A 12,734-nucleotide genomic window follows, 5' to 3' on the forward strand; every position below is an offset into this window, starting at 1 on the left:
TTTAAAAAGTAATTTATTAAATAATTAACATAAAGTTTATTTTCATAATTAATACCTTTGCCGCTTGAAATATAAAACTGTGATTATGGATTTTAAAAACTTTAAAATACCTTATACTGTTGATCCGCAATATTCTAAGAAAGTAGCCTATTTTTCTATGGAGTTTGCTATAGAACAGGTTTTAAAAATTTACTCCGGAGGACTGGGATTTTTAGCGGGTTCTCACATGAGGAGTGCTTATAATTTAAAGCAGGATCTGATTGGTATAGGTATTCTATGGAAATTTGGGTATTATGATCAGGCAAGAAATCATGATCAGACTTTACAGCCTGTATGGACAAGAAAAATGTATAGCTTTCTTGAAGACACAGGTATAAAGTTTCAGATTGAAATTCACAGTGCCCCTGTATGGGTGAAGGTTTGGTATCTGGATCCCGAAATTTTCAATACTGCACCTATGTTTTTCCTTTCCACGGATGTTCCTGAAAATGACCACATTTCCAAAACTATCTGCCATAAACTGTATGACGCTAATGAATCTACGAAGCTGGCTCAATATATTCTTTTAGGAAAAGGAGGTGCACAACTGCTGGATGAAATGAATATCGAAAGAGATATTTATCATCTTAATGAAGCTCATGGGCTCCCGGCAGCATTCCATTTATTAAAAAAATATAATGGAAACTTAAATAAAGTAAAAGAGAAATTGGTTTTCACTACCCACACTCCTGAAGAAGCCGGAAATGAAAAACATAACCTGAAGTTATGTTATGATATGTCCTATTTTTCCGGGTTGAGCATGGAAGAAGCAAAAAGCCTGGAAGGTGCTGATGATGACCGCTTCAACCATTCTCTTTGTGCATTAAAGATGGCTAAAATAGCTAATGGAGTTTCCCAGCTTCACGGAGTGGTTTCCAGAGCCATGTGGAATAAGTATCCGGGAATCTGTGAAATTACCTCTATTACCAATGCACAGGAGTTTAAATATTGGGCGGATAAAACCCTATATATGGCTAAAGACGAAAATGATGAAACTGTATTTGACTTCCGTAAAAAACATCTGAAGAAGAGACTTTTCAAAATCGTAGCAGATCAGACAGGAAATTTATTTAAACCGAATGTCTTTACAATCGTCTGGGCAAGAAGGTTTGCAGGATATAAACGTGCTGATCTTCTTTTACATGATAAAGACAGGTTCTACAGGTTACTGAACAATCCTAAATATCCGGTGCAAATCATCTGGGCCGGAAAACCTTATCCTATGGACTATGCTGCCATTTCTACTTTCAATACATTGGTAGAGGAAAGCAAAAATCATAAAAATATGGCTGTTTTAACTGGCTATGAACTTTCTTTAAGCAAATCTTTAAAAGAAGGTTCAGATTTATGGCTTAATAACCCAAGGGTTCCGAGAGAAGCTTCAGGAACTTCAGGAATGACTGCTGCAATGAACGGTTCTGTAAATCTTTCTACAGATGATGGATGGATCCCTGAATTTGCCCAACATGGAAAAAACTCTTTTGTAGTTCCTAAGGCTGATTATTTAAATATGAGCGTTTACGAACAGGACAGCTATGATTTAAATAAATTATATGAGATCCTTGAAAATGAAATTATTCCAACCTATTATGATAATCCGGACGCTTGGAGAAAAATACAGCAAAATGCTATGAATGATGTTAAAAAACAATTCAATAGTGATAGAATGGCTGATGAGTACTATAAATTACTTTACAATAAAGACTAAGTATAAATAGTTATACATATACAAAAAAATCCGTGAGAAAATTCACGGATTTTTTTATTGAAATTAATCTTTTTTCTTCTTTTCTTTGGGAACTTTCATCCCTGCTTCCCTAGCCTCGGAAATTCCTATGGCTACAGCCTGTTTTCTACTGGTTACTTTTTTACCAGAGGAAGATTTCAGTTTCCCTTCCTTATATTCGTGCATTACTTTTCCTACTTTGTCCTGAGCTTTTTTGGAATATTTTTTTGTAGTGCTCATGATATTATATTTTTTAAGATTTAGGTAAGGATACTCCTATTTCATAAACTTTAGCATGCTTCAAATATTTTGAGCGCTCTCTGGAGGTTACCGATTCCAAATGGTCCTTCTTGATCACAATAATCGGATCTTCAGTATTTTCAATTTCGAAGTTGGCAAAATACTTTTCTTCGGGACTGTAGCCTTTTTCCTTCGACTTTATTTTTTGTAATTCATCTGCATATTTTCTAAATCCCGGATCAGATGAATGAATGAATTTATACTCTTCGCCTGCATACACATAATAATGGAGTTTCTTTTCGATTAGTCCTGCCTCTTCCGTAATCTGAGGGTTATCATTACCATCCCTGAAACCCACCTCCACTAATGTACCTCCTTTCTTCTGTGCACAAGCCTCTGCATCTTTAAAACTGGAAAAACCCGTATATACAATCTGGTTTCCCAACACATAACGGTTTAGTTTCTGGTTGTATGCATTTGTTTCCATAATTAATATTTTAATTGATTTAACATAATACATTCAATTTTTTTGCCAAAACATATAATTAAAAAGCTTTTTTATGCATTTGATAAAATGATTATATTTGAATTCTTTATTAAAAAAAATGAAAAAACTCTTATTAACTGTAACCGCAGCTGTTTTATTTCAAAGCTTAACAGCACAGGAAATTACTTTAGATAAAATATACTCGGGATATTACCGTGGAAAAGGTATTGCCGGAATAACATCCATGAAAAATGGAGAAAACTATCTGGTCATCGAACCGAATGGTATAGCTAAATATTCGTATAAGACCTCTCAAAAAGAAGGAAATATTGTAGATGGCCAATTTGAAAGTTATGAATTTTCAGAGGACGAGTCTAAAATTCTTTTACTTAAAGAAAGTCAACCGATTTACAGACATTCTTTCCTTGGGAAATTTGATGTAAAAGATTTAAAATCTGGAAAAATAATAAATCTGAACAATGGAAAAGCTGTTCAAGAGCCGCGTTTCTCTCCTGATGCTACAAAAGTTGCTTTTATCACTGATAATAATCTTTTTTACCAGGACCTGCAGTCAGGGAAGATCACTCAAATTACCAATGACGGAAAGAAGAATTCAGTTATTAACGGATTGGCTGATTGGGTATATGAAGAGGAGTTCGGACATGCAAGGCAGTACGAATGGACCAAAAACTCTGATGCTATCGTATTCGTAAAATCAGATGAAAGTCAGGTTCCTGAAATGTATATTCCGATCTACGGGAAAAACCTCTATCCTGCTGAAATGCGTTTCAAATATCCTAAAGCCGGAGAAAAAAACTCTATAGTTTCTGCTTTACTATATCGTCTGGATTCAGGAAAAACCACTTCATTAAATTTAAATTCTTTTAAAAATTATTATATCCCGAATGTTTTTCAAACAGCTAAAGCAGATGAAATTGTTCTGATTACTTCTGAAAGAATTCAGAACGCTTCAGATATTTTAAAAGTAAACACAAAGACAGGGGCTGTTCAAAAGTTATTTACAGAAACAGATGATAAATGGATTGATACAGACAGCCCTACACTGGAATTCCTTGAAGACGATTCTTTCCTTTGGGGATCCGAAAGAGACGGAAACAGACATCTTTACTGGTATGACAAGGATGGGAAACTTAAAAAGCAGGTGACCAAAGGAAATTGGGAAGTAACAGATTATTATGGTTATAATCCTAAATCCAAAGAAATCTACGTACAGACTACTGAAAAAGGCAGTATTAATAAAGTTATTTCCAAAATCAATATCGAAAACGGAAAGTCTCAGCTGATCTCCAATCCGGAAGGAAACAATTCAGCCAACTTCAGCAAAAATTACAACTATTTTATTGAAACCTCTTCTACTGCTGCAAGACCCTATACTTACGTATTGAAAGACGGGAACGGGAAAACCGTAAAGGAACTTCAAAATAATAATGAACTTCTACATAAGCTTCAGGCAGATAATTTTGTAACCAAAGAATTCATTACAATTCCTAATGATGCCGGCGACCAAATGAACGCCTGGATCTTAAAGCCTAAAAACTTTGATCCTAATAAAAAGTACCCGTTATTTATGCATCAATATTCTGGTCCGGGATCTCAGCAGGTATCCAATTCCTGGGATGGCGGAAATGCTTTATGGTTCAATCATCTCGTACAGCAGGGCTATATTGTGGCTTGTGTAGACGGACGCGGGACAGGATACAAAGGTGCCAAATTCAAAAAAGTAACGTATATGAATTTAGGTAAATACGAAATAGAAGATCAGATCACTGCCGCTCAATGGTTTGGTAAACAATCCTATATTGATAAAAGCAGAATCGGAATCTTCGGATGGAGCTTCGGGGGATATATGGCCAGCCAAGCCATGACAAAAGGAGCCGATATATTCAAAGCCGGGATTGCTGTAGCACCTGTTACGAACTGGAGATATTATGATTCGGTATATACAGAAAGATTTTTAAGAACTCCACAGGAAAATCCTGATGGATATGACAAGAACTCTCCTACTGAATTTGCAAGTTTATTGAAAGGAAAATTCCTTTTAATCCATGGAACTGCAGATGACAATGTACATTTTCAAAACTCTATGGAACTTTCCGAAGCTTTGATTCAAAATAAAAAACAATTTGAATTTATGGCATATCCTGATAAAGACCACGGAATTTATGGAGGAAACACAAGACCTCAATTGTATCAGAAAATGACTGATTTCCTTCTTAAAAATTTATAATCCATATACCCTATTCCTAAAATCCCTTTTTGAAGAAATCTGAAAAGGGATTTTTATATTTATGAAACAAATAATGTATGCGATAGTAATTCATTTTATCAATTAAAATTAAAAACTTATTTTTGGGAAATTTGAAATTTGGATATATGAAGACTAAACACCCTAAAGGATTACCTTTTCTCTTTTTCACTGAAATGTGGGAACGGTTCGGGTATTATTTGATTCTCGGAATTTTTGTTCTTTACGTGATTGAACCTAATGGATTAAAAGGCGGATTAGGACTTTCTGATAAAACTGCGGATGATATTTTCGGAACTTATATTGCGTTGACTTATTTAACTCCATTTATCGGAGGCTTTTTAGCAGACAGGGTATTAGGTTATATTAAATCCATTTATTTAGGGGGTATTCTTATGGCTGCCGGATATATCGGTATGGGAGTATTCAAAGATTTACCCTTATTTTACGGTTCTTTAGCACTTATTATTATTGGAAACGGTTTCTTTAAGCCTACTATTTCCACGCTTCTGGGTAACCTTTACTCTGAAGAACCCTATAAAGCCAATAAGGATTCCGGTTATAATATCTTCTATATGGGAATCAATATCGGAGCTTTTATCTGTAACATCATTGCCGCTTTCATGCGTAATAAGTTCGGATGGGGAGAAGCCTTTATTACTGCGGGTGTAGGTATGTTAGTAGGTTTAGTGATTTTCACAATCGGAAGAAAGCATTACATCCATGCGGCTCAAATGAAGCCTGTACAGGAGGGAGATACCAAATTGTCTGAAATCTTACTGAAAGTTTTCTTACCTGCTATTATTTTTGGAGCCATAGGATGGTTTATTCCGGGAGAGGTATTTGGTAGTGATAATACGGATGCATTTATTTTCGCCTGTATTCCTGTTATTTATTTCTACGCTTCTCTTTATTTCAAGGCTAAAGCCGGAGAAAAGCAGGCCATCGGAGCACTTTTATCTGTATTTATGATCAGTATGTTCTTTTGGGCGGTATTTAAACAAAATGGTACAGCTTTAACAAGATGGGCCAATTATTATACGGACAGGAGTGTTCCCGCATCTATAGAAAAGCCTTTGGAGAATATCTATATGGTGGAAGGAAAAAGTTATGAGAACAAGGAAGTTCCGGTATATGATGATCAGTTCCGATCTCAAAAAGATAAGGAAGGTAAGCCTCTGAAAGAAAACGGAAAAGATGTCTATTTTAAGAATATTCCTCCTGAGCAACGTTCCGAATTGGAACAGAACCCTGAAAAAAAGGTATTTTTATACAATACAGAATTATTCCAGTCAATCAATCCGTTCTGGGTCATTGCATTAACTCCTCTGGTCGTAGGATTCTGGGCATTCCTTCGTAAAAGAGGAAAAGAGCCATTAACTCCTACGAAGATTGTATTGGGATTATTTATTTCAGGATTATCATGTTTAGTTATGGTTCTCGCTGTAATGGCAGGAGACAACGGAGCTATAAAGGTTTCTCCCTGGTGGTTGGTAGCCAGTTATGGAGTGATCACAGTGGGAGAACTCTGTCTTTCTCCGATGGGACTTTCTTTTGTATCCAAACTATCTCCGGCAAGGATCACGGCATTGATGATGGGTGGATTCTTCCTTGCAAATTCTGTGGGAAATAAACTGTCCGGAATATTAGCCAGTACATGGTACAGCTATGAAAACAAAGCGAATTATTTCCTAGTAAATTTCGGATTATTAATTTTTGCTACTCTTTTCGGAGTTTCCATGCTGAAAAGATTAAACAAAATCATGAAAGAAAAAGGACATTAATCCTCTTTGATAGGAACTAAAAGCTGGGAATTAATTCTCAGCTTTTTCATTTAAAATCAGATTAAAACCTTGTCGCAAACCCAAAAAAAACTATATTTGCTAGTCTTAACAAAAATTAACAAACAAATATGGATAATCTTGAAGCATTAAATCCAAAAGCGGATGAATTTGTAGAGAATAAAAACACCAGACATCCAAAAGGTTTATGGGTTCTTTTCGGAACCGAAATGTGGGAGCGTTTCAACTTCTACGGAATGAGGGCCTTACTCACCTTGTTTATGGTAAACTCTCTCCTGATGAAAGAAGCTGATGCATCTATTATTTATGGAGGATTTCTTGCTCTTTGTTATCTTACTCCAATGTTAGGAGGATTTATTGCCGACAGATTTTTAGGAAACAGATACTGTATTATCGTAGGAGGTAGTTTAATGGCTATTGGTCAGTTCTTACTCTTCATTAGTGCAAGTACATTTGGCTCCAGCTTAGGAACAGCCACAATGATCATGTGGATTGCCTTAGGGGTTATCATTTTTGGAAATGGTTTCTTTAAACCGAATATTTCATCAATGGTAGGGAGCCTTTATCCAAAACAGGAAAAGTCCAAGCTTGATTCAGCTTTTACTATTTTCTATATGGGAATTAACTTAGGAGCTTTCTTAGGTCAATTAATATGTCCAATTATCGGAGACGTAAAATCCGCAGACGGAATCAGAGATATCCATGCTTTTAAATGGGGATTCTTAGCGGCTTCAATTGCTATGGTCTTAGGTACTGTAATCTTTATTATCCTTAAAAATAAATATGTTGTAACCCCAACAGGCAGACCTATCGGAGGACTTCCAAAGAATAACACTGCAGAAGATTTTGAAGAAGGAGAAGCTCAGTCTGCTAAATTTTCAGGAAAATCTATTGGGATAGCAGTTGTTCTATTTGCTGTTTTATGTTCTGCATTCCACTTCTTTTTAGGTCAGAATATTATTTATTCTTTAGTGTATGCAAGTGGGATTTCATTAGCATTTTTAATCATGTCCGACTCTTCTTTAACTAAAATAGAAAAAGACAGAATCTGGGTAATCTATATTGTTTCATTCTTCGTAATTTTCTTCTGGGCAGCTTTCGAACAGGCAGGTTCATCACTTACCTTCATTGCAGATAACCAGACAGACAGACATTTCTTTGGATGGAATATGCCACCATCAATGGTACAAATCTTTAATGGGATTTTCGTTGTTACTTTAGCGGTCCCTTTTAGTATTCTTTGGGATAAACTAAGAAGCAGAGGAAAAGAACCTGTTTCTCCATTCAAACAGGCAATGGGACTTGCAATCATTGCTCTTTCTTATTTCATCATTGCTCATAACGTAAAAGATTTAGGAACTCATGGTCTTTTAGCTGTTAAATGGCTGGTTCTATTATATTTCATCCAAACTTGTGGAGAGCTTTGTTTGTCTCCCATCGGTTTATCGTTGGTTGGAAAATTAGCACCAAAGAGATTTGCTTCTTTACTTTATGGAGTATTCTTTATTGCCAATGCTGCAGGTTACGCATTAGCAGGTACATTGGGATCTATTCTTCCTGCAACGGGAGATAAGTTTGAGGCAGCTCAGAAAATAGGAGTTAATCTTCAGGATGTATTAGATAAAAAGGTAACGTTAACGACTGATCAGGTAGCAGCTTTTGAAAAAGCTCAGTTACCTTTACATAACCCGACATTTGCAGGAGTAGAAATTCACAATCTATTTGAATTCTTCATGGTATTCGTAGTTCTTTGTGGTATCGCTGCTGTTATTTTAGCTTTAATATCTCCTTTATTGAAGAAAATGATGCACGGTGTAAACTAGTGGCATTCTATAAAATACTATAAAACCTCCGCCAAGTCAGAGGTTTTTTTTATTTTCGTAAACCAAAATTTTTATAATGAGCTTAACTCTTGACGAAATCCAGAATTTTAAAGGTAAATATCCGAAACAAATCTGGAGTCTATTTTTCTCAGAGATGTGGGAACGTTTTTGCTTCTACGGAATGCGTGGAATGCTTGTTTTCTTTATGATATCTCAATTAAATTTTCATGAAAAAGAGGCTAACCTCCAATATGGAGCTACTCAGGCATTTGTATATGCCTTTACCTTTGTAGGAGGCCTTTTTGCAGATAAAATTTTAGGCTTTCGGAAATCTCTTTTTTGGGGAGGTCTCTTAATGATTATAGGAAGCTTAATTCTGGCAACTGATCCGCACAAATTTTTCTTTCTCGGGATTGCATTCACAGTAGTTGGGACAGGTTTCTTTAAACCAAACATTTCCTCTATGGTAGGACAATTGTACAAGCCTAACGATTCACGGGCCGATGCCGGATTTTCCTTATTCTATGCAGGAATTAATCTGGGTGCATTATTAGGTGGTTACCTATGTATTGCTATAGGAAAAGGAGAACTTTTTGATCATCTTATTCCTGAAAATTTACACTGGAACGTTGCTTTCGGATTAGCGGCTATCGTTATGGTAATAAGTCTGGTCAATTTTGTTTTCACACAAAGGAGTCTCGGAAGTATCGGTCTTCAGCCAGGACACCCTCTATCTGAAATCAAAACAGCTCCTATCGCAAAATGGAAAGAATACGGAGTTTATGTATTGTCTCTGGTTTTTGTTCCTATTATTATGGTAATGGTCGCAAAAACAGATTATACAGATTATTTTATGTGGACTATCGGTCCTTTAACACTTATCTATTTATTTTATGAAATGACGAAGGTAACTTCATCAGAACGCAAAAAGCTTTGGGCAGCCTTAGTTTTCATATTATTTTCTATTCTGTTTTGGGGAATTTATGAACAAAGCGGTGGTTCACTGAGTATATTTGCCGCCAAAAATCTGAATAAAGACCTTTTAGGATTAGATCCTAATGGTGTCAATAATTCCGGCGGTGCATTTTTCATTATTTTCCTTGCTCCATTAATCGGATTATTGTGGATATGGCTGAATAAGAAAAAAATAGAGCCGAACACCATCATTAAATTCGGCCTAGGATTTATTTTCCTTGGTCTTGGATATTATACATTATTTGCAACAAAACTTTTTGCCAATGCCGCAGGAATTACCTCACTGAATTTTTTCACTATAGCCTTACTGATTATCACCCTTGGAGAGCTTTGTCTGTCTCCCATAGGTTTATCTATAATGACAAAGCTTTCTACCAAGAATTTACAGGGGATGATGATGGGAATGTGGTTTTTAGCTTCTGCCTACGGACAATACGTTGCCGGGATTATAGGAGCAAGTATGGCAACAGCCAAATCAGGCTCTTCCAATTATGATGCTTTGATTACTTATACTAACGGTTATAAACAATTAGCTATTTATGCGTTAATTGCAGGAGTGGTATTAATTTTGATATCACCACTTGTGAAAAAACTCATGCAGGAAGTTAAATAATTAATAAGCATATATGCTTATTGTTAAAAATCATTTATGAAAAAGGTTATAAGCATACTATGTTTGTTCTGGTTAAGTTTAAGTTTTGCACAGGTAAAATGGATGACCATAGAAAATGCGCTGAAAGCGCAGAAGGAACATCCTAAAAAGATCTTTATTGATTTTTACGCAGATTGGTGCGGGCCATGTAAGATTATGGATAAAAAAACTTACGGTCATGAAGTAATTGCCAAAATGCTTAATGATAATTATTATCCTGTAAAATTTAATGCCGAAGACAAAAAGACCATTGAGGCTTTCGGAAGAAAGTTTTCTAATCCTAATACTTTGCAAAAAAAAGGAAGAAACTCTTTGCATGAATTTACGCAATACATGAATGTAGGAGCTGTCCCAAGCACTGTTTTTCTGGACGAATCAGGTAATCCGATAACTCTTCTACAGGGCGAATTATCAGCAAAGGAACTGGAACCTTACCTTGAACTCATGTCTAATGGGATGTATAAGAAAATTAAAACCCGCCAGCAGTGGGAAGATTATCAGAAAAAATTCAAATCAAAAATAAAAGATTAACATCATAAAAAAGCTTTCAGATTTTGGAAGCTTTTTTGATTATAATTCCCGAAATTTGTAATTCTTGTAACTTAGTCGTTATTCTTAATGACCCTAGACACTTCTATAGAATATATCAAAGGAATCGGACCTGAAAGAGCCAAACTCATTAAAAATGTGTTGGGAATTTCTACTGTGGAAGATTTTCTCCATTTCTATCCTATCCGTTATCTGGATAAGAACAAAGTCTATCAGATCTCTCAACTCCGGGAAACCAATCTTGAAGTTCAGCTTAAAGGTAAGATCATTCAGCTTCAGGAAATTCAGACGGGAAGAACTAAAAGATTATCCGCAAAATTCAATGACGGAACCGGAACAATGGATCTTGTATGGTTCCAATACTCCAAATGGATGAAAGAGCAACTTCCCGTAAATAAAGAAATTTTTATTTTCGGAAAGATCAATATTTTTAACAATCAGTTTTCTATGCCTCATCCTGAGATAGAAATTGAGGAAAAAAAAGAGACTGATAATCGTCTGAGACCTATTTATCCCAGTTCTGAAAAACTGACCAAACGTGGATTAAACCAGAAATTCTTTCAGGCTATTCTAAGTAGCATCTGTAAGGAAATTCCGAATCTTATTGAAGAAAACTTACCGGATTACCTGATCAAATCCATGAAGTTTCTTTCCCGTCAGAATACTTATCTTAATATTCATTTTCCCAAAAACCTTGAATATTTTGAGAAAGCGGATACCCGTTTAAAATTTGAAGAATCTTTTTTCTTTCAGCTAGGCTTCGGACTTAAAAAGCTTCACCATAAAACCCAATCTTTTGGAAATCCATTCCCTGTAGTCGGTGATTATTTTACCGGTTTTTATGAAAATTCGCTTCCTTTTAAACTCACTAATGCTCAAAAAAGAGTACTTAAGGAAATTCGTCAGGATATGAGGAAACCAATTCAGATGAACCGTCTTTTACAGGGTGACGTAGGTTCTGGGAAAACTATGGTGGCTCTTCTTACGATGCTTATAGCAATGGATAATGGCTTTCAGAGCTGTATGATGGCTCCCACCGAAATTCTGGCTCAGCAGCATTTCAATTCTATCAGGGATTTGTTAGACGAAACAGGTATTACAGTAAGTCTTTTAACAGGTTCTACCAAAGCTTCAGAAAGAAAAATCATACATGAACAACTTGAAAACGGAGAACTCTCCATATTAGTAGGAACTCATGCGATACTTGAAGATAAAGTTAAATTTAAGAATCTGGGATTGGCGATTATTGATGAACAGCATCGATTCGGTGTAGCACAAAGGGCTAAACTTTGGGCTAAAAACAAAATTCCCCCTCATATTCTGGTCATGACCGCAACTCCTATTCCAAGGACTCTTGCCATGAGTTTTTATTCTGACCTTGATGTATCGGTAATCGATGAAATGCCTGTAGGAAGAAAACCTATTATTACAGCACACAGAAGAGAAAAAGACAGGATTACCGTTTATCAGTTCTGTAAGGATGAGATTGAAAAAGGCAGACAGATTTACTTCGTATATCCCCTGATTGAAGAATCTGAAACCCTGGATTACAAAAATCTTATGGAAGGTCTGGAACACATTATGGATTATTTCTCCGAGTATAATGTCACTATGCTTCACGGTAGAATGAAACCTGACGAGAAAGATGCTGCAATGAATTATTTTGCATCCGGTAAAGCAGAAATTATGGTAGCCACCACAGTTATTGAAGTTGGGGTGAATGTTCCCAATGCTTCTGTAATGGTTATTGAAAGTGCGGAAAAATTTGGACTTTCTCAGCTTCATCAGCTCAGAGGACGTGTGGGACGCGGGGCTGAACAAAGCTATTGTATTCTTATGACCTCAGACAAACTCACTACGGAAAGCAGAACCCGAATCAAAACAATGACCGAAACCAATGACGGATTCAAAATATCTGAAGTGGACATGCAGCTGAGAGGCCCGGGAGATATTTTAGGGACCCAGCAAAGCGGAGTGGTTGACTTTAAAAAACTTGATCTGGCCAAAGATTCTGACATTATAAAAATCACTAAAAAAGCTGTAGAAAGAATTCTCGAAGTCGATCCCCTTCTAAGCAGAACAGAAAATCTGGTTATTAAAAATTACTATGTGAAATACTATAAGGGTAAAAACAAGTGGAGTAAGATTTCCTAAAATAAAAAACCGCAGAAAAAA

At 35.9% G+C, this 12,734-nt stretch carries 9 protein-coding genes; 7 read left to right on the forward strand and 2 right to left on the reverse strand.

All coding sequences use genetic code 11. From position 1 onward, the window contains the following. Positions 1-85 precede the first annotated feature (85 nt). On the forward strand, positions 86-1,747 hold the full coding sequence (gene glgP, locus Q0A18_RS00190) for an alpha-glucan family phosphorylase (protein WP_292008144.1): 1,662 nt from the start codon (positions 86-88) through the stop codon (positions 1,745-1,747). A gap of 63 nt (positions 1,748-1,810) precedes the next feature. On the opposite strand, the gene Q0A18_RS00195 is transcribed toward glgP, so the two are convergent. Both Q0A18_RS00195 and Q0A18_RS00200 read right to left on the reverse strand, forming a co-directional pair. After that, positions 1,811-2,005, reverse strand: a complete 195-nt coding sequence (locus Q0A18_RS00195; protein ID WP_292008145.1) for a DUF6496 domain-containing protein — start codon at positions 2,003-2,005, stop codon at positions 1,811-1,813. A 13-nt stretch (positions 2,006-2,018) separates the two neighbouring features. Continuing rightward, the gene (locus Q0A18_RS00200; protein ID WP_292008146.1) at positions 2,019-2,492 is read right to left on the reverse strand and encodes a hypothetical protein; all 474 of its coding nucleotides are present in this window, start codon (positions 2,490-2,492) and stop codon (positions 2,019-2,021) included. A gap of 118 nt (positions 2,493-2,610) precedes the next feature. On the opposite strand from Q0A18_RS00200, the gene Q0A18_RS00205 reads away from it, so the two are divergent. The 6 genes from Q0A18_RS00205 (at position 2,611) to recG (ending at position 12,713) form a co-directional block, all read left to right on the forward strand. Then, on the forward strand, positions 2,611-4,740 hold the full coding sequence (locus Q0A18_RS00205) for a S9 family peptidase (RefSeq protein WP_292008147.1): 2,130 nt from the start codon (positions 2,611-2,613) through the stop codon (positions 4,738-4,740). 146 nt (positions 4,741-4,886) lie between these two features. After that, the gene (locus Q0A18_RS00210; RefSeq protein ID WP_292008148.1) at positions 4,887-6,542 is read left to right on the forward strand and encodes a peptide MFS transporter; all 1,656 of its coding nucleotides are present in this window, start codon (positions 4,887-4,889) and stop codon (positions 6,540-6,542) included. 128 nt (positions 6,543-6,670) lie between these two features. Further along, complete coding sequence (locus tag Q0A18_RS00215) at positions 6,671-8,383, forward strand: peptide MFS transporter (RefSeq protein WP_292008149.1); 1,713 nt, start codon at positions 6,671-6,673, stop codon at positions 8,381-8,383. A gap of 76 nt (positions 8,384-8,459) precedes the next feature. Beyond that, a complete protein-coding gene (locus Q0A18_RS00220; RefSeq protein WP_292008150.1) occupies positions 8,460-9,971 on the forward strand; it encodes a peptide MFS transporter in 1,512 nt (503 codons plus the stop codon). Between the two features lie 36 nt (positions 9,972-10,007). Beyond that, positions 10,008-10,541: a thioredoxin fold domain-containing protein gene (locus Q0A18_RS00225; protein WP_292008151.1), complete on the forward strand. Its 534-nt coding sequence runs from the start codon at positions 10,008-10,010 to the stop codon at positions 10,539-10,541. An 87-nt stretch (positions 10,542-10,628) separates the two neighbouring features. Then, the gene (recG, locus tag Q0A18_RS00230; protein ID WP_292008152.1) at positions 10,629-12,713 is read left to right on the forward strand and encodes an ATP-dependent DNA helicase RecG; all 2,085 of its coding nucleotides are present in this window, start codon (positions 10,629-10,631) and stop codon (positions 12,711-12,713) included. The last annotated feature ends 21 nt before the right edge of the window (positions 12,714-12,734 follow it).

This window comes from Chryseobacterium sp., assembly GCF_022712095.1.
Classification (GTDB): domain Bacteria; phylum Bacteroidota; class Bacteroidia; order Flavobacteriales; family Weeksellaceae; genus Chryseobacterium.